The sequence below is a fragment of the Chromobacterium sp. FG22 genome (assembly GCF_057809415.1).
Window position 1 is genome coordinate 58,396 of record NZ_JBMDJX010000016.1, and the last position, 18,551, is coordinate 76,946.

Genomic DNA, 18,551 nt, shown 5'->3' on the forward strand with positions numbered 1-18,551 from the left:
GCGGGTCCAACCTCTCGAATGCCATGCGGTGCTGAACGCGCAGCCCTCTGGTGGTGCAGTCGATACGGTAGCGCTGACCCAGCAGAGGCTGGAGGCGTTCATGGCTGTGGATAGGTGCTCCGGAAGAGAGACAACAGAAATAGCCAAGCAGCTCGTGCAGTCTCTCGGTAAACTGGGCCCTGAGTTGAGTCCAGTGGGGCCGAGCCTTCGGCTCTGCCAAGAACTCGCGACGCGCAGCCCGAGAGCTGCGCGTTCTCGTTCTTGAGGGGGCTTGAGTGGAGTTCATCGATCAGCGAACGGTGATCCCGCATGAACAATCCGCTTGCTGTAGCGCTCCAGGGTTTGCCACGCCGTGGCCCCCATGTAGCTCCTAGCTCATTTGCAGCAAGGAGCCTTGGAGCTTGGATGTTCGCCTAACCTATTGCTACACAAAGGACTTTTATCCTCTTTCGGCTAGTTGTTGGACTTGACTGCGGTCATTTTTCATGTCCGGGGGTGCGGTTTGTCCGGCGGCAGGCTAGAGTAGGGCGCTGTGTTTCACTGAGCGTCCATTCCCATGTCCGTTGCCCCCTCCCCATGGCTGCGGCTGAGCCCGCTGGCCGGCCTGTTGCCCTATCTGCGCCCGTACCGGCTGCGCGCCTGGCTGGCCTTGCTGGCCCTGATCGTGGCCGCCGCCGCCACCCTGTTGCTGCCGGTGGCGTTTCGCTTTCTGATCGACCATGGTTTCAGCCAGCGCGCGGCGGCGGACATCAACCGCTATTTCCTCGGCCTGTTCGGCGTGGCGGCGGTGCTGGCCCTGGCCACCGCGCTGCGTTTTTATTGCGTGTCCTGGCTGGGCGAACGCGTCACCGCCGACATCCGCCGCGCGGTGTATCAGCATGTGATCCGGGTCAGCCCGGAATACTTTGAAGTCACCCAGACCGGCGAGGTGCTGTCCCGGCTGACCACCGACACCACCTTGGTGCAGACCGTGATCGGCACCAGCCTGTCCATGGGGCTGCGCAACGCGCTGCTGATGCTGGGCGGCCTGGCCATGCTGATGGCCACCAGCCCCAGTCTGACCGCCTACATCCTGGTGACGCTGTTGCTGGTGGTCTTGCCCATCGTGGTTTTCGGCCGCCGGGTGCGGACCTTGTCCCGTTCCAGCCAGGACCGCATTGCGGATTCCAGCGCCATCGCCGGCGAAACCCTGAACGCCATTCCCACGGTGCAGGCCTTTAATCAGCAGGCGCGGGAGAGCCGGCGCTTCGGCGCTTCGGTGGAGACGGGTTTCGACGCCGCGCTGGCGCGCATCCACGCGCGCTCCTGGTTGACGGTGGCGGTGATCCTGCTGATCTTCGGCGCCATTGTCTTTGTCTTGTGGCTGGGCGCGCACGCGGTGCTGGAAGGCGCGATGAGCGCCGGCCAGCTGGGCCAGTTCATCCTGTACGCGGTGGTGACCGCCGGCGCCATCGGCGCGCTGGCGGAGGTGTGGGGCGATGTGCAGCGCGCGGCCGGCGCCACCGAGCGTCTGATGGAGCTGCTGTCCCTGCGTTCGCCGGTGACGGAGCCGGCCGCGCCGCGCGCCTTGCCGGCCGGGCCCGCCGGCCTGGCGTTGCGCGACGTCGATTTCGCCTATCCGTCCCGCCCCGGCCAGCCCTCGCTCAGCGGCATCCGGCTCAGCGTGCGCCCCGGCGAGCACGTGGCGCTGGTGGGGCCGTCCGGCGCCGGCAAGTCCACCTTGTTCCAGCTCTTGCTGCGTTTTTACGATCCGCAGCAAGGCCAATTGCTGTTGGGCGGCGTGGACGTGCGCGAGCTGTCCTTCGCCGATTTGCGCGGCCATGTGGGCGTCGTCTTGCAGGATTCGGTGATCTTCGGCGCCAGCGCGCTGGAGAACATCCGCTACGGCAAACCCGAGGCCAGCGACGAGGAGGTGCGGGCCGCGGCCCGCGCCGCCGCCGCCGACGGCTTCATCGAGAAGTTGCCGCAGGGCTACGACACCTATCTGGGCGAACGCGGCGTGCGCCTGTCCGGCGGCCAGCGCCAACGCATCGCCATCGCCCGCGCCATCCTGAAGAACCCGCCTTTGCTGCTGTTGGACGAAGCCACCAGCGCGCTGGACGCGGAGTCGGAACAACTGGTGCAGCAGGCGCTGGAGCGCGCCGCGCAAAACCGCACCACCCTGGTGATCGCCCACCGGCTGGCCACGGTCAAGCAGGCGGACCGCATCGTGGTGCTGGACCAGGGCCGCATCGTGGCCGAAGGCAGTCACCAGAGCCTGTTGGCCGACTCGCCCTTGTACGCGCGGCTGGCGGCCTTGCAGTTCGCCGCCGGCGGGGAGGGTTGAGGCCGCGTCCGCTTAAGCATAATGAATAGTCTATGCTCCATGGATGAACGGCCGCCGCGCGGCGCCGAGACCCGTGATGGAGCGAAGACATGAAACTGGCTGTCCGTTTGGGGGGCGTGGTGTTGTGCGCCGGGCTGGGCCTGTGCGTGGTGGCCGGATTCGCCTTGCACACCTTGCGTTCCACCCTGCTGGAGGACCGCAAGGCGCAGATCGGCAGCCTGGTGCACCTGGCGGGCCAGCAGGTGGCGATGTACCAGAAGCAGGAGCAAAGCGGCAAGCTCAAGCGCGAGGAGGCGCAGCGGCGCGCGGTCGAAGCGATGTCCGGACTGCGCGACAAGGGCAACTACGTGTTCGCGCGCGACGCGTCGGACCTGGTGCTGGTGCACCCGGACCGGCGCAAGCTGGGCAAGCGGGACACCGGCGGCAAGCTGCCGGACGGCCGCACCCTGGTGCAGGCCTACCGCGACGCGTTGTCGAACGGCGATTTCGGCTTTGCGCTGGTGCGCACCAAGCGGCCCAACGGCAACGAGGTGCTGCCCAAACTCAATGCGGTGATGCGGATACCGGACTGGAACTGGACCATAGGCACAGGCGTGTTCATGGACGATGTGGAAAGCCAGTTCAACGGCCTGGCGCTCAAGCTCTCCGGCATCGGCCTGGCGGTGTTGGCGGTGGTGACGCTGCTGGCCTGGCGCGTGGCCGCGTCCATTTTCCGCTTGATCGGCGGCGAGGCGGAGGCGGCCGCGGCGACGGCGCGGGCGATGGCGGCCGGCGATCTGAGCCAGACATTGGAGCGCGCGCCGAGCGAGGGCAGCCTGATGGACGCCTTCGCCGGCATGCAGCGCAGCTTGCGCCAGCTGATCGAACGTCTGCAGGACGGTTCCGCGCAGCTGGAGCGTTCGGTGGGCGGTTTGTCCGGACGCATGCAGCAGATTCACGGCCAGGTGGAGCAATCGGCGGCGGCCAGCGCCGGCGCCGCGGAAACCACCGCCGGCATGCTGGACGGCGTGGCCGAGGTGTCGCGCCGCAGCGCGGAGAGCGAGTCGGACTCCGCCAACGCCTGCGCGCTGGCGGACGAGGGCGAAGGCCTGGTGCGCCGCGCGGCCGAGGAGATCCAGGCGGTGTCCGGCCAGGTGGCGGCGGCCTCCGGCTGCATAGGCGAACTGGCCGAGCGCTGCCGCGCGATCGACGTCACCGCCGCGGTGATCAAGGACATCGCCGACCAGACCAATCTCTTGGCGCTGAACGCGGCGATAGAAGCCGCGCGCGCCGGCGAGCTGGGCCGCGGCTTCGCGGTGGTGGCGGACGAGGTGCGCAAGCTGGCCGACCGCAGCGGCGAGGCCACGCGCCAGATCGCCGCCACCATCCAGGCGATTCAGGCGGACACCGATTCCGTGGTGGCCAGCATGGGCGAGGTGGGGCCGCGGGTGGACAGCGGCGTGGCCATGGCCCGGCAGGCCGCGGACGCCTTGCAGCGCATCCGCGGCGGCGCGCAGTCCGCGCGCGACAATATCCGCGCGGTGGCTGGCGCCGCCGCGGCGCAGGCCGAGGCCAACCGCGAGGTGGCCGGCAATATGGAGCAGGTGGCCGGCCTGGCCGGACAGACCCGCGCCACCGCCCTGGCGGCCGAGGCCGAGGTGGAAGCGCTGGAGACGCTGGCCGCCGGGCTGCGGCAGGCGGCGGCCAGCTTCAGGCTGTGAGGCGGGCGGTGGTACACTGCCGGCCTCGCGATCAAATCAAAAGGATGGCCATCTTGTCTGCCCACGTTCCGGAAGCCCAAGCCGCGCTCGACCCCACGCCGCTGCTGGCGCAATTATTGGCCGCCCACGGCCTGCCCTGCCAGGAGGCCAAGGGCTGGCTGCTGCCGCAGGGCCAACTGCCGGCCATAGGCGCTCACTGGACGCCGGGCGAGAACAACGGCCGGCTGGACATCCACGTGCTGTTGGAAAACGACATCCGCTTGATGGAAAGCTTCGCCGGCCTGGGCGCGGGCCGGGAAGGGCTGAACGACGCGCTGGAAAATTTCAGCGCCAATGTGCTGCACGTGTTGCTGGCCGGCCTGTGGGGCGTCCGCGACGAAGCGCAAGTCACCGAACGGCGCTGGGAAATCGCCGGCCGCGACTATATGGCCTATATCGGCAATTTCGGCCTGCGCGGCGGCGCCGAGCGGCTGGAGCAAGCCTTGTTCGAGGCGCTGTTCCGCCAAGCCACCGCCGCGCTGCGCGCGGAAACGCTGTCCGGCGACGCGCATTGGACCCGGCTGTTCTTCTGCAATCTGAACGGCGAGTTCGTCTCCGAGGCGCTGCTGGACAATCAACGCTGGGAAGCGGGCCTGAGCCTGTTGGGCGCCTTGCCGTGGCCGGCGGCGCAGGGTTATTACAGCCTGCGCCATTTCATGCTGCTGCGCGCGGTGTGAGGCGGCTGCGGAGCGTAAATCGTGAACAGCTATCAGACTGCTCAAAGTCTCGCGAGCAAGGGCGAGACAAGGCGAAAACGAGCGAAAAAGCGGAATGTACTCGTGGTACATGAGCATTTTGAGCTCGTACTCACCGTGCAACGCTTCACGACGCGCAGCAGACCTTGAACAGGTTCTCAGGCGCGGTAGCCGTCCGGGTCTATGCCGTGCTTGGCGAACTTGTTGTACAGCGTCTTGCGCGGAATGCCCAGCAGCTCCGCCGCCTGCATCACCTGGCCCTGGGTGCGCAGCAGCGCCTGCTCGATCAATTGCTTCTCGTAGGCGTCCACCCTCGCGTCCAGCGCGCTGGGCGCGTAGGCCGCGGTTTCGCCGTCGTCCGGCGCCACGCCCAGCACATAGCGCTCCGCCGCGTTGCGCAGCTCGCGCACATTGCCCGGCCAGGTCTGCGCCTGCAGGCGGCCCAATAGCGCCGGCGGCGTGTCCGGCGCCGGGCGGTCGAAGCGCGCCGCCGCTTGCTCCACGAACCATTGGAACAAGTCCGGGATGTCCTCGCGCCGTTCGCGCAGCGGCGGCAGCCGCAGCGACACCACATTGAGCCGGTAATACAAGTCTTCGCGGAAGCGCCGCTCCCGGCTGGCCAGGGCCAGATCGTCCTTGGTGGCGGCCACCACCCGGCAGTCCACCGGGATCAGGCTGTTGGAGCCCAGTCTTTCCACCACCCGCTGTTGCAACACCCGCAGGAGCTTGGCCTGCAAGGCCAGCGGCATGCCTTCGATTTCGTCGAGGAAGAGGGTGCCGCCGCTGGCGTACTCTATCTTGCCGATGCGGCGCTTGAGCGCGCCGGTGAAGGCGCCGGCCTCGTGGCCGAAAATCTCGCTCTCGAAAATGGATTCCGGCAGGCCGGCGCAGTTCAGCGGCACGAAATGACGCTCGCGGCGACGGCTCCAGGCGTGCAGCGCCTGCGCCACCATTTCCTTGCCGGTGCCGGTTTCGCCGTGGATCAGCACGTCGGCGTCGGTGTCGGCGACATTGGCCAGCGTCTCGCGCAGCGCCTGCATGGCCGGGCTATGGCCGATCAGCACCGGTCCGTTGCTGCGCGCCAGGCTGGCGCGCAGTTCGCGGTTTTCCAGCGTCAGCCGGCGCTTGTCCAGCGCGCGTTGCACCGTTTCGATCAGCCGGCCCGGCGCATAGGGCTTTTCGATGAAGTCGTAGGCGCCGGCGCGGGTGGCCGCCACCGCCATCGCGATGTCGCCGTGGCCGGTGACCAGGATCACCGGCAGTTCCCGGTCCTGGTTCAGCGCCTGTTCCATCAGCTCCAGGCCGCTGAGGCCGGGCAGGCGCACATCGCTGAGCAGGACGGCGCGCTCGTCGCGCCTCAGCGCGGTCAGCGCGCTTTCGGCGTCGGCGTAGGCCTGCACCGGCAGGCCGGCCAATTCCAGCGATTGCAGCGTGGCCATGCGCACGGCCGGGTCGTCTTCAACGTAGATCACGCCCACGCGGACGTTGGGGGAGGGTTTCATGAGGCGGACTCGCAAGGCCAGTTGATGATGAAGCGGGCGCCGCCGTCCGGGTGGTTGCAGGCTTCGATGCGGCCGCCGGACTGTTCGACGATTTCCTGCACGATGGCCAGCCCCAGGCCCAGGCCCTGGCCGCGCGGCTTGGTGCTGTAAAAGGGCTCGAACAGATGCGGCAGATCGGCGTCGGCGATGCCGGGGCCGTGGTCGCGCAGGCGGAATTCCAGCATGCCCGCCTTGTGCAGCAGGCTGATTTCCAGCCGGCCTCGCCCTTGCTGCCGCATCGCGTCTATGGCGTTGCCCAGCAGATTGGTGAACACCTGCTCCAGGCCGATGGCGTCGCAGGCGATGTCGGGACAGCGCGGCGGCAGGTCCAGCTCCAACTCCACCCGGGCCTCGCGCAGCGCCGGCTGCAGCAAGGTCAGCGTGTCGCGCAGCGCGGCGAGCGGATTGGTCTGGCCCAGCGGGCCGCGGTGGCGGCGGGCGAAGGTTTTCAGGTCCCGGGTGATGTGGGCGATGCGCTCCACCAACTGGGAAATCTGGCCCAGATTGTCGCTGGCGTCGTCCGGGCGGCCGCGTTGCAACAGGGTCACCGCGTTGTCGGCGAAGGCGCGCAGCGCCGCCAGCGGCTGGTTGATTTCATGGGCGACCCCGGCCGCCATCTGGCCCAGCGCCGCCAGTTTGCTGGCCTCGGCCAATTGGCCGCGGGTGATGCGCAGGCTGTTTTCCGTCTGGATGCGCTCGCGGATTTCCGCCGACAGCTGGGTGTTGCTCAGCGCCAGATCGCGGGTGCGTTCCGCCACTTTACGCTCCAGCTGGTCGTGGGCCTGCTGCAAAGCCTGTTGCGCCGCCAATTGCTCCCGCAGCCGGCTCAGCCGCAGCCGCCGGTAATGCCACAGCGTCAGCAGGCCCAGGCCGCTGGCCAGCAGCGTGCTCATGATGGCGAGCAAGGTGAGGTTGCGGCCGTGCATGTCCACCAGCAAGGTCAGCGTCCAGCCGGTTTGCGGCAGGGTCTGGCGGATTTGCAGATAGCGGCCGGCCAGCAGCTTGCGCTCGCTGTCCGGCGCCAGCCAGGCCTGTTCGCGCCAACCCGCGTGCGGTTGCAGCAGCGCGAAGGGATGCAGTTTGGCGCCCAGGTATTGGCGGGTGGCGTCGATCTGGCGGCGCACCGCCGGCGGCAGCGGCTGCCAGGTGGCGAACTTCCAGTCCGGATTGGCGCTGAGAAAGGCCACGCCGTGGCGGTCGCTGACCAAGACCGGCTCCGCGCCCTTGCGCCAGGCTTCCTCCAGCGGCGCCAGGCTGACCTTGACCACCGCCACGCCCACGACGCGGCGGCCGGACAAGACCGGCCAGGACAGAAAATAGCCCGGCTCGCGGCTGGTGCTGCCTATGCCGTAAAAGCTGCCGGACCGGCCGGCCAGCGCCTGCTGAAAATAGGGACGGAAGGCGTAGCTGTTGCCGACGAAGCTGTACGGCGACATCCAGTTGCTGGACGCCAGCGCGATGCCGTCCACGTTGACGATGAAGAGCGCCGAGGTGCGCGACTGCCGGTTCACCTGTTCCAGATAGCGGTTCAACGCCTCCACCCGCCGCGGGTTGCGCGGGTCCGCCAGCAGGTTGAGGATGTCCTGGTTCAGCGCCAGCACATAGGGCAGGTAGCGGTATTGCTCCAGCGTGGCGCCGAGGTTGGCGGCGTGCATCTCCGCCCGATGCCGGCCCTCGCGCTCCGCTTCGGTCAGCAGCATGCGGCTGGCCAACACCCAGCCGCCGCCCAGCGCCAAGGCCAGCAAGAAGAGGGAGGGCAGGCTTTTCAGCAGGAAACGCAACGCGCGTGCGAGCATGGCGGCGGATCGGAAATCGGCGATGCCTCAGTCTACCGCAGCTTGCAGTTCCGCGGCTTCGTGGCGTGAATGTTCCTCCATCACCAGCCGGGTCAGCTCCCGTTTCAGATCGTTGAAGCCCGGCGCGCTGGGGTCGCGCGGGCGCGGCAGCTCCACCCGCACGTCGCGCTTGATGGTGCCGGGGCGGTAGGTCATCACCACCACTCGGTCCGCCAGGTAGATGGATTCCTCGATGCTGTGGGTGACGAAGATGATGGTCTTGCCGCTCTCCTGCCAGATGCGCAGCAGCTCGTCCTGCAAGGAGCGCCGGGTCAGCGCGTCCAGCGCGCCGAAGGGCTCGTCCATCAGCATCACCGGCGAATCCAGCGCCAGCACCCGCGCAATCGCCACCCGCTGGCGCATGCCGCCGGACAGGTCCTTGGGGAAGCGGTGGCGGAAGTCGCGCAGGTGCAGCTTGTCCAGCAGCGGCTCCACCGCGGCGCGGATCTCGGCCGGGGAGCGTTTCTGGATTTCCAGGCCGAAGCCTATGTTCTGTTCCACCGTCATCCACGGAAACAGCGCGTACTCCTGAAACACCATGCCGCGGTCCGGCCCGGGCGCGGCGACGCGCTGTCCGGCCACCAGAATCTCGCCGCCGCTGGGCGGCGCGAAGCCGGCGATGGCGTTGAGCAGCGTGGATTTGCCGCAGCCGGACGGGCCCAGCAGGCAGACGAACTCGCCGGGCTGGATGTCCAGCTGGATGTCGCGCAGGGCGATTACGTCGCCGCCCGGCGTCTTGAATACTTTTTGCACCTGTTGCACTTCGATCTGGGCGCTCATGCCTCATCCTTCCATGTCGCGCAGCAGTGGGGGCCGCTGTTGCGCGAATTCGTTCTTTGCGCCGCACCCGCGTCGAAGCGGGCCCGGCGGCGCATTGTGATCAGAGCCTGTTCAATGTTCCGCGCGCTAGGGCGAGACAAGGCGACAACTGCCGAGAAAGCGGAATGTACGCGTGGTACATGAGCATTTCTAAGCGGCGCTTACCTTGCGAGGCCCCACAACGCGCAGCGGACATTGAGCGGGTTTTTACTGGTCGATGCCGCGATGCCATTTCAGCAGGCGGTTGTTCAGCCCCTGCATCAGCATGTCGATCAACAGGCCGAGAATGCCGATGGTGACCATGCCGGCGATGACCTTGTCGGTCCAGAAATACTCGCGCGCCTCCATGATGCGGTAGCCGACGCCGCTGTTCACCGCGATCATCTCCGCCACGATCACCACGATGAAGGCGGTGCCCATGCCCACCCGCGCGCCGGTGAAGATGAAGGGCGTGGCCGCCGGCAGGATCACCCGGCGGAACAGGGTGGCGCGGCTGGCGCCCAGGTTGCGCGCGGCGCGGATATAGATGCCGTCCACATTGCGCACGCCGGAAATGGTGTTCATCAGGATGGGGAAGAAAGCGCCTATGGTGATGAGGAACACCGCCGGCGGATTGCCCAGGCCGAACCACAGGATGGACAGCGGGGTCCAGGCGATGGGCGGGATCGGCCGCAGGAACTGGATCAAGGGATTGAAGGCCCGGTACACCGGGTCGCTGACGCCCATGAACAGCCCCAGCAGCAAGCCCAGGCCGCCGCCCAGCGCAAAGCCCAGCACCACCCGCCACAGGCTGGCCGCCACGTCGTGGACCAGCTCGCCGGACAGCAGCCAGGCGAGATAGCCGCCGGAGGCCGGATCGTAGGCTTCCAGCGGCTGCCAGTAAGCCAGCCACTTTTGCAATACCGCCAGCGGCGAGGGCAGGATTTGCGGATTGATCCAGCCCAGGCTGGAACTGGCCTGCCAGATCAGCACGATGGCGATGGGCACCGCCAGGCTGGACCAGGCCTGGCCCAGCCGGGAAAACACAGTCTGCTGCATGATTCGCTCCCGCCGCCGTCAATTAACCTTGAGGTCCTGCTTGGCCTTGCTCAGCAAGTCCAGCTTCACCCAGTCCGCCGCCTTGGGCGGCTTGGCCATCTTGCCGATGCCGTACTGCTGCATCATGTCGGTGGTGGTCTGGATATGGGCCACGCTCAGATCGTAGCTGTACGGGGAGTTGGAGATCGCGTCCTGGAAATCGTCGGCGCTGATCTGGTTCTTGAACATATTCTCGCGCACGTATTTTTCCGCCAGCTTGGGGTTCTTGATGAAGGTGTTGGTGGCCTCCACAAAGCATTTGATCAAGCGTTCCGCCACGCCGCGGCGTTCCTTGTACATTTTCTCCGTCATCACCAGGGTGCGGATGGGCTCGCCCAGCGGGGTGTCGTAGGGTTTCAGCACTTCCACGCCGAAGCCTTTATTGATGGCCTGGGACGACTGCGGCTCGGACTGGCTCATCGCGTCTATCTGCTTGCCCATCAAGGCCTGGTTCAGATCGGCGAAGGGCATGTAGATCACCTGCACGTCCTTGCCCGGTTTGTCGGACCAACTGAGCTTGTATTTGGCCAGCTCCGCCACCAGCAGCAGCTCCTGCGCGCCGCCGCGCGCCACGCCCACTTTCTTGCCCTTCAAATCCTTGACGCTCTTGATGCCGCTGTCCTTGGCGGCCACGATGCGCGCGCCGCCCTTGGCGAAGCCGGCCACCGCGAAGATGGGCGCGCCGCCGGCGCGGCCGGCCACCGCCGCGTCCGCCGCGCTGGCGGCGATATCCACTTCGCCGGCGACGATGGCCGGCATGATGTCTATGCCTTTGGCGAACATGCGCTCCTCGATCTTCAGATCGTATTTGGGCGCAATCTCCTTCATATAGCTGATGGCGCCGTAGTGGGCGAACTTGAGATTGCCCAGGCGGACCACGTCGGCGGCGAGAGCGGGCAGCGAAAGGCCGCCGCCCAGGGCGGCGAGACAGAGCCAGGTGCGGATGCGTTGCATGGTGTTTCTCCTTTGCGGGTATGGGGCCGGGCGGAGCGCGGCAACCTTCTATTTATACGACGTTTGCATTTAAACGACGCGGCGACGCGGGGCGAGGCCGTGAGGTGGTTCTTATTAGGCAAAGCGCGTGCCAGCTTATTTAACCGTTAAGTCGTTGATTTTCATGGCTTGCGTCGGGAGCGCGTGGCCGGATTCAGCCAGCGCCGCCGGCGGCTGTGCCAAAAGCGGCTCAGTCGTCGGCGGCGCAATAGCTGCACTTATTCAGTATCGGCCAAGCGTTTTGCCGTCTGCTGGCGTAAGGCGTCCTCCCGGAGCTTGATGCGGTCGATGTAGCCGAAGATGTCGATGGGGAAGATCAGCACCTGTTCGACCAAGGCGAAGAAGCCGGCCCAATAGCCTTGCTCGGGGCCTTGCACCGAGAAATCGACATCGGCGGCGATGCGCGCCAGCAAGGCGCGTTTCGGGACGTCGGGATTGTCCTGCAGGTACTGGATGAAATGGCCGGCGTATTCGCGTCCCAGCAAATAGGCCTGGCGATAATCGTCGGCCGGCGGCACTTGCCAGCAATGGACTTGAGGATGGTCCGGCAAGCGCGCGGCGAAGGGCAGTTCCTGATAGGAAACGGGTTTGAGATTGGGGCGGTAATGGCGGCGAATCGGGTATTTGACGGACATGCGCGCACTCCTGTTGATTCAGGCTGCCGATGGGGCGACGGGCAGCCGCAGGCTCATGGCAGGCGCATGGCAGGATTGGAGTTCCGGCGCCACGGTCCGGCGGGTGCGAGCACCCTCCCACCACGGCCTGCCCGTTTTAGGTATGGCTGAAGGGTGCAAGGGCACGGACCAAGCGGTTGCGGCGCTTGGGCCGAGGCGGCGGGGCCAGACTCCAATCTGGGCGCTGCCGGTTTGGGGCGGCGCGTTTGCGATTGTGCCTAGCGGAGATGAGGGGGTCAAGGCGGCATCGGCGCCTGGGCCGCTGATTGAGCCGCCCGGCCCGGGACCGGGCGGCGGCCGGGTCTTCTAGGCGTAAAACCGGGATTGTCCCTGCCAGGCGCTGGCGACGAAGTCTTGCACATGATCCAGGAATTTGTCATGGCGGCCCAGGCGGCTGTCGTCGGCCTGGCGGTTGGCCGGCAGCAGATAGAGCTGGCCGACGTGGCGCACCGGCAACAGCCCGTCCAGCGCCGGCACCAGATCGCCCTGGACGCAGTAATGACGGATATGGGCCGCGGCCGCGCGCGCCTGATCCAGATCGTTGCCGTGCCGCGCCAGCAGTTCGTTTTGCAGGCCGCGGCCGAACTGGGCGCTGCTGAAGCACTCGGCGTGAACGGGGCGCTGCGGGGTGGACAGCTGCATCGCCGCGTAGGCGGCCATGCCGCCGCCCAGCGAGTGGCCGCCGGTGCTGACGGTGTAGCCGGGCTCGCCGCTGCGCATCAGCGGCAGGCCGGCGGCCAGGCTTTGCAGCTTGCGGGTGAGCTGGGCGGCCTGGGCGTAGCAGGCGGGGCGGCCGCCAAAGGCGGCGTTGCCGATGTTGGCGCGCCACTGCCGCGCCACGCTGGCCAGGTTTTTCAGATTGCGCTGGGCGAGGCCGCCCACGCCGCGGCCGCTGGTGGTGCCGCCGAAGACCAGGCGGATGTCCCCCTCGGCCTTGTTGCGGAACACATAGGCCACCAGGCCGCTTTCCGGGTCCATCAGGCGCGCCTGCTGGGGCTGAAACTCCAGTTTGCTGCCCTTGGCCAGCAGCCGCGCCAGTTCCGCGTCCGGGCTCCATTGGGTGGCGCGCAGGCTGTCCAGATCCCGGCTATAGGGGAAGTTGGCGAGCAGGGCGCTGTCCTTGAGTCTTTGCCGGGCCGGCTCGGGGTTGAGCCGCTCCAGCGGCTGCGGCGCGCAGAGGCCGTCCAGCGGATTGGCGCGCGGCGCGGTCCGCGTCGGGGCGGGGGCGTCCGCGCGGTTGGCCGTCTGGCTGAGCCGCGCCGATATCGGACTGGCGGCGGCGTGGGAGCGGGCGGGTTCGTCCGCTGCCGTGGTTTGGGGCGCGGCGGCGCGGGAAGCTTGAATGAGCATGATGGGCAGACGCGTGAGAAGGTTGATCGCCGCATGCTAAAGGGACGCGGACGGCTTGCCTTGCAGATTTTACTCAGCCGGCGGTTACGGTTCCGTGATAATGACGGATTCGGGATGAATCCGCGGTGAACGGGAAGGGGAAGCGATGGAGATGGAGACGGAGCGTTTATGGCTGCGCCAATGGCGGGACGAAGATCTGGCGCCCTTCGTCGCCATGGGGCGGGATCCGGAGGTGATGCGTTATTTTCCGGCGCTGCTGAGCGCCGAGGACAGCGCGGAAGGCATGGAACGCCAGCGCGGCTTGATCGCGACGCGCGGCTGGGGGCTATGGGCGCTGGAGGAGAAAGCGTCCGGGGACTTCCTCGGTTTCGTCGGCCTGGCGGTGCCGCGCGCGGAATTGCCGTGCATGCCCTGCGTGGAGGCGGGCTGGCGGCTGCGGCGCGCATCCTGGGGCCGGGGCTACGCCTCCGAGGCCGCGCGTCGGGCGCTGGCCTTCGGTTTCGAGACCTTGGGCCTGGACGAAATCGTGTCTTTCACCGCCTTGCCCAATCTGCCGTCGCAGCGGCTGATGCAGCGGCTGGGCATGCGCAACGCCGGACGGGATTTCGATCATCCGGCCCTGGCGCCCGGGCATCCGCTGCGGCGGCATTGCCTGTATCTGTTGTCGGCGGCGGAGTGGGCCGCGGCGCCGCCCGAGGCTTGAAGCCGGGAGGGAGAACCGCCGCCGTCAGGCGGCTTTTTTATTGCCCGCGGCATGCCGGATAGGCTGCTTTTATGCGCGATGAGCGATTTTTGCAATTTCAGGTGGAACCCTGAGTTTAGGCTCTAGTCTATTAGAATTTTATATTACGCTTATTTATTGGCGTGAACGGGTGGCAGCCCGATCCGCGCCTCATCGTCCATGAGCCTGTTCCAAAGCGGCGCTCGCCGCGGCGGATTTTGAACAGACCTGAAAGCGACCCATGCCTCCCTCCTGTTTCTAACCTCCATTGGAGTCCGTGATGACCCAAAGCTTTACTCGGCGTTCGCGCTGGCTAAGCGGCCTGGCAGCCGCCGGCCTGCTGCTGACGCCGCCGGCGATGGCCGAAACCTTTGTGCCCGACACCCTGTTGAAGTCGGTGCTGTATTACAAGACCAAGAACCGCAGCCAGGGCGATCTCGGCGGCGACAAGATCGCCAAGGACTTCCTGAAAACGCCGGGCTCGGCCTACTCCGATCTCAATCTCCAGCCGCCCATCATCAATTCCATTGAGTGGAATAACGCGCTCAGCGATTTCAACCGCTACCACCGCGTCAATCTGAGCATGGACGATTCGGTCAAATTGTTCGCCAGCGAGGCGGGTCTGAACAAGGCCTTGCCGGGCGCGGACGTGGATCTGAACCGCCGCCGCGCCGGCTATCGCCAGGATGAGGACAAGCTGGTGTTGGCCAATGCCTTCAAGGCCGGGGTGGACGGCGACATCTTCTACAAGAGCCTGGACGTGTTCGGCTACGGTTACAGCACCATCGCCGCCAAGTTTGCGGTGGCGGCGCAATTGCTGCGCGACGCGACGCAGAAAGTGCCGGCGGCCAAGCAGTTGCAGAACGGCATCCGCAAGGAGGTGCTGGACCGCTATCTGAGCAGCGCCACCACCGGCGTGAACAGCCTGTCCGAATACGACAAGCACTATCTGATGAACCTGCTGCACAACGAGGTGCGGCGCACCCGTTTCAATTCGTCCGGCTTCAAGAGTGGCCAGTTCCAGCCGGCCGCGCAGTTCCGCGTGGCGCGCCTGGCCGCGGCCTATCAGGACCGCAAGGGCTATCTGTTCGACTTCCCCTGCGCCAAGGACGGCAAGAACCTCTACCCGGAGAGCAGCGGCAAGCTGTGCTACGCCAATATGACCGACCAGAAGCTGAGCGACTGGTATCGCAAGCTCTATCAGCAGCAAATGAAGCCGCATCCGCCCTCCGAACAGGAAAGCAGCGGTTTCCAACGGCTGGCCAAGCTCTTGCTGCCGATCGCGCTGCTGATGGAGGGCATGGCGGCGATGGAGTTCTTCTCCACTTTGGAGGCGTCCGAATTGGGGGCCGAAGCGGCCTTGACCGAAGAGGAAGTGGCGGCCACAGAGTCCGGCTATCTCAGCCGCTTCTGCCGGATTTGAGCTTGGCGATCAAGCAATGCGAACAGGATTGAAGATGACTATGCGTACATTCAAGCAAGCGCGCAGGGCGGCGGCGGCCGTTCTGATGCTGGCCTTCAAGCAAGCGCGCAGGGCGGCGGCGGCCGTTCTGATGCTGGCCTTGTCCGCCGCGGCGCTGGCGGGCGCGACGGTGGACATCAGCAAGGTGACCGACAAGAACAGCCTGGTGCCCGGCGAACTGGTCAACGCGATGGAGTTTCACGTCAACGGCGTCAGCGGCGCGGCCAAGGCCAATCCGCCGTCCTCGTCCAAGCTGAAGAAGCTGGAGACCAAGTGGCGCGGAGCCACGGTGGCCCGTTTCGAGTACAACTATCCGGGCGGCACCCGCGTGTACAACGCGATGTCCGGCCAGGACACCGCGGATTTGCTGTACGAGGCCAATTCCCCGGGCCATAAGGCCTATCCCGGCTATCTGCGTCAGAGCAGCGTGGAAAAGGCCGCCACCAATGTGAACGTGCCCAATGGCAAGCTGTCCGCCATCATAGACAAGCAGGCGACGGACGCGGAGCTGAAGGCCTTGAAAACCTTTGAGAAGGACATCCTGGACGGCGCGGTGCCGCGCGGCGGACGCATGGTCGGCTATATCTCGCAAGCGCCGTGCGCGTCTTGCGACAATGTGATCCGCCAACAGTTGGCCAATCAGACCGACTACGTGTCCGACATCAAGATCTCTTATCTGCCCAAGGCGGCGGAGGAGGCGGAAAACAGCGCGGCGCGCGAGTTGGCGCATGAATTCAACGGACGTCGGCTGCAGTCCTTGAAGGAGAACGTGATGTCGCTGCGCGGCAACGCGGCGGCCAGGCTGAACGTGGGCGGCGGCACCGCCGGCTGCTTGTAGCCGCGGGCGGGGACCGGCCCGGCGCGCCTTCCTCAGAAGGCGGCCGGGCTTTTTTGCGTCCAAGGGCGGCCGCTCATTGCTGCCAGTGGTTGTAAATCGTTTGCAGTTTTCCGCTTTGCTGCAGCCGGGCCAGCGCGGCGTTGAATTGGACGGCGCGGCTGTCGCCCTTGGCGAAGGCGACGAAGCGCGGCATTTCCACCAGCGGTTTGGGCAGGATGCGCACATTGGGCAAGGCGCGCAGCTGGCGGGCGTAGTAGAGCAGCTGGCCGCGGTCGCCGACGATCAGGTCGATGCGGCCGGCCAGCAGCATCAGCAGCAGCTGTTCGGGATTGGTGGCGCTGGCGTCGCGCTTGAGCTGGGCCCTGTCGAAGGCGGATTCATAGGCGTAGCCGTGAACCTGGCCTATGGTCAGCGGGGCCAGGTCGGCCAGGGTGCTCCAGTTTTGCAGGCCGTGCTGCTTCAAGACCATGAACACGGTGCGGCCGGTGCGTATCGGGCCGGCCAGTTCGTACTGGCCGCGCCGCTCGGCGGTGCCGGCGAACTGAAAAGCCATGTCCACATCGCCGTTGCCCAGCATCTGCTTGACGCGTTCCCAGGGATAGAGGTGCAACTGATAGGGGATTCTGGCTTCCGCCATCACCGCCTGGACAATGTCCACGTCCAGGCCCTGGGGTTTGGCGCCGGCGTCGTTCTGGTAGCTATAGGGCGCGAACTGGATGTCGCCGGCGATGCGCCAGGTCTCCGGCTGGGCCGCCCAGGCCGCCCCGCAAAACAACAGCATGCTCAACACACGCCTCATGGTTGCCCCCGTCGTCGCCGCCTTCCGTTGGTATAGCCGGAGCGGGGCGGGGCGGCAAGCCGGGCGGTTTTTGCAAGCGTCCCGCGGCGGCCTTGCCGAGAATGGCCGTCAGGGGCGCCCCCTGGGCGGGGCGCGGTCGGTTCGCACTATCATTGACGGGGTAAGCCGCGATGTCTTCTTCCATTAGTTTCAGCGCCGGCGGTCCGGCGTTTTCCCTGAGCAACGAGCGGGTGGCCCGCATGATGAGTGGCGATCGGCAGACGGCCACGCATATGAGCTTGTGGGACAAGTTCAAGGATGTGTTCCGCGCCGAGAAAAAACAGGATGCGCTGAACACCCTGTTCAAGCTGGTGGACAGCCCGTCGCCGGCGCGCTCCTTCGATATTTTCAATCGCTTGGCGCAACTGGCCACGCCCAGCAACCGGAACTTGTTCACGGTCGCGGTGGCGCCGGAACAGGGCGGCGGCAAGATCAGTTACTGCATCAACGGCCAGCCGCTGAAAACGGAGCGACTGTCGCAGGAGGGGCGTGAAGTGGTGCTGGCGCGCCTGGGCGCGCCGCTGGGCGCCGAGCAGGCTCAGGCGCAGGCGGCGTCGCTGGCGGATTACCGGATGGACGTCTCGCCGGGGCTGATGTATCTGCTGGACGGCGATTTTGCTTCCGGCGGGGTGCACAAGCGCTTTCACGCCGATACCGGGGTCTTGCAGGCGCGGGACGGGGTGGGCCGGGCGGATTTCGTCCGCGAAGGCCAGCTGGAGGCGTACGCCGAGTCGCGTCCGGCGCTGCGGGCTTATCTCTCCACCCAGCAGCAGATCGCCGCGCCGCCGGGCGTCAGCGACAAGTTCGCCTACGCCCGGGTCGAGCAGTACGACCCGGCGGTCATCGTCAGCCGCGAACTGGATGTCGGCCTGCCTCTGCTGTCGCTGGATCAGGCCCGCAGCGTGGCGGCGCAATTGGTGGACATGACCAGGACCTTCTACTGCCATCAGCTGTCCCACCGCGATCTGCACATGCAGAACCTGCTGGTGCACGAACGCAAGGAGGACGGAGCGGTGTTCCTGAAGGCGATCGACTTTGGCCGCGCCAAGTTCGGCGAGTCGTTCGAGGCGGAGCGCTTCAACGACATCGATTACCTGTTCAACCGCGAAGGCTGCTCGCTGGCGGAGACGGTGGGCCGCAACTATCTGGCCGGCAAGGATTCGGCGGTGGCCAAGAAACATTACCCCTTGCATAAGCTGCTGGAGCGTTTCAACGCCCGCGGCGCGGAGGTGACGGAGACCTTGTCCGGCATCGGCAAGATGTTGAAGGCGGATTTGCAGATGGCGGGGCCGGAGGACGAGCGGCGCATCGATCAGGCGTTTGAGCGCGCCTCGGCCTCGGTGCAGATGGTCTTGGCCGGGCTGGCGCGTCCGCAGTTGGGGGTGGGTTTGCGTCTCTGAGAACCTGTTCGAAGTCTGCTGCGCTTCGTGAAAAGTCGCCCGGCGAGTACGACTTCAGAATGCTCATGTGCCGTATGGCCATTCCGCTTCTTCAGCCGCAAGGCCTTGTCTCGCGCATGCTCGCGAGACGTGGAACAGGCGCTGAGGATTTTCACGGTTCGCCGCGCGTCGGCGCCACGGCGCTGAAACCCGCGTGGAAAAGCCCCTCCCGGCTATGGCCGGGAGGGGCTTTCGCTTGCTTGG

15 protein-coding genes are annotated in these 18,551 nt (G+C 66.4%); 7 read left to right on the plus strand and 8 right to left on the minus strand.

Features of this window, described 5'->3' with window-relative positions; translation table 11 throughout:
• Positions 1-556 precede the first annotated feature (556 nt).
• The 3 genes from ACODSD_RS16090 (at position 557) to ACODSD_RS16100 (ending at position 4,742) form a co-directional block, all read left to right on the plus strand.
• Entirely contained in the window at positions 557-2,326 is a 1,770-nt protein-coding gene (locus ACODSD_RS16090) for an ABC transporter transmembrane domain-containing protein (RefSeq protein WP_488877812.1), read from the plus strand.
• 89 nt (positions 2,327-2,415) lie between these two features.
• Positions 2,416-4,026: a methyl-accepting chemotaxis protein gene (locus tag ACODSD_RS16095; protein WP_107798672.1), complete on the plus strand. Its 1,611-nt coding sequence runs from the start codon at positions 2,416-2,418 to the stop codon at positions 4,024-4,026.
• Between the two features lie 53 nt (positions 4,027-4,079).
• Positions 4,080-4,742, plus strand: coding sequence for a DUF6348 family protein (locus tag ACODSD_RS16100; RefSeq protein WP_488877813.1), 663 nt, complete (start codon positions 4,080-4,082; stop codon positions 4,740-4,742).
• Between the two features lie 176 nt (positions 4,743-4,918).
• Here the strand turns inward: ACODSD_RS16100 and ACODSD_RS16105 are convergent, their stop codons facing one another.
• The 7 genes from ACODSD_RS16105 to ACODSD_RS16135 all read right to left on the minus strand — a co-directional run bounded on the left by ACODSD_RS16105 (position 4,919) and on the right by ACODSD_RS16135 (position 13,049).
• Complete coding sequence (locus ACODSD_RS16105; RefSeq protein WP_488877814.1) at positions 4,919-6,262, minus strand: sigma-54-dependent transcriptional regulator; 1,344 nt, start codon at positions 6,260-6,262, stop codon at positions 4,919-4,921.
• A complete protein-coding gene (locus ACODSD_RS16110; protein ID WP_107798675.1) occupies positions 6,259-8,097 on the minus strand; it encodes an ATP-binding protein in 1,839 nt (612 codons plus the stop codon). Before ACODSD_RS16110 ends, ACODSD_RS16105 begins: the two co-directional genes overlap by 4 nt.
• Positions 8,098-8,124: 27 nt before the next feature.
• Entirely contained in the window at positions 8,125-8,916 is a 792-nt protein-coding gene (locus ACODSD_RS16115) for an ABC transporter ATP-binding protein (protein ID WP_081545119.1), read from the minus strand.
• Between the two features lie 246 nt (positions 8,917-9,162).
• The gene (locus tag ACODSD_RS16120) at positions 9,163-9,993 is read right to left on the minus strand and encodes an ABC transporter permease (RefSeq protein WP_227107708.1); all 831 of its coding nucleotides are present in this window, start codon (positions 9,991-9,993) and stop codon (positions 9,163-9,165) included.
• 18 nt (positions 9,994-10,011) lie between these two features.
• Positions 10,012-10,986 carry an ABC transporter substrate-binding protein gene (locus ACODSD_RS16125; RefSeq protein WP_488877815.1) on the minus strand — a complete coding sequence of 325 codons (975 nt, stop codon included), beginning with the start codon at positions 10,984-10,986 and terminating at the stop codon, positions 10,012-10,014.
• 257 nt (positions 10,987-11,243) lie between these two features.
• Positions 11,244-11,660 (minus strand): hypothetical protein, encoded by a 417-nt coding sequence (locus ACODSD_RS16130; protein ID WP_107798678.1) that lies wholly within the window; start codon positions 11,658-11,660, stop codon positions 11,244-11,246.
• 345 nt (positions 11,661-12,005) lie between these two features.
• Positions 12,006-13,049: a Tle-like phospholipase domain-containing protein gene (locus ACODSD_RS16135; protein ID WP_486635449.1), complete on the minus strand. Its 1,044-nt coding sequence runs from the start codon at positions 13,047-13,049 to the stop codon at positions 12,006-12,008.
• A gap of 145 nt (positions 13,050-13,194) precedes the next feature.
• On the opposite strand from ACODSD_RS16135, the gene ACODSD_RS16140 reads away from it, so the two are divergent.
• From ACODSD_RS16140 to ACODSD_RS16150, 3 genes are all read left to right on the plus strand, one after another.
• On the plus strand, positions 13,195-13,752 hold the full coding sequence (locus ACODSD_RS16140; protein ID WP_253315515.1) for a GNAT family N-acetyltransferase: 558 nt from the start codon (positions 13,195-13,197) through the stop codon (positions 13,750-13,752).
• A 298-nt stretch (positions 13,753-14,050) separates the two neighbouring features.
• Positions 14,051-15,193: a hypothetical protein gene (locus ACODSD_RS16145; protein WP_107798681.1), complete on the plus strand. Its 1,143-nt coding sequence runs from the start codon at positions 14,051-14,053 to the stop codon at positions 15,191-15,193.
• Between the two features lie 34 nt (positions 15,194-15,227).
• Complete coding sequence (locus ACODSD_RS16150; RefSeq protein WP_488877816.1) at positions 15,228-16,070, plus strand: hypothetical protein; 843 nt, start codon at positions 15,228-15,230, stop codon at positions 16,068-16,070.
• Positions 16,071-16,143: 73 nt separating this feature from the next.
• Here the strand turns inward: ACODSD_RS16150 and ACODSD_RS16155 are convergent, their stop codons facing one another.
• On the minus strand, positions 16,144-16,869 hold the full coding sequence (locus ACODSD_RS16155) for a substrate-binding periplasmic protein (RefSeq protein WP_227107714.1): 726 nt from the start codon (positions 16,867-16,869) through the stop codon (positions 16,144-16,146).
• Positions 16,870-17,039: 170 nt separating this feature from the next.
• Here ACODSD_RS16155 and ACODSD_RS16160 point away from each other — a divergent pair, with 170 nt between their 5' ends.
• Positions 17,040-18,308: a hypothetical protein gene (locus tag ACODSD_RS16160; RefSeq protein WP_253315516.1), complete on the plus strand. Its 1,269-nt coding sequence runs from the start codon at positions 17,040-17,042 to the stop codon at positions 18,306-18,308.
• The last annotated feature ends 243 nt before the right edge of the window (positions 18,309-18,551 follow it).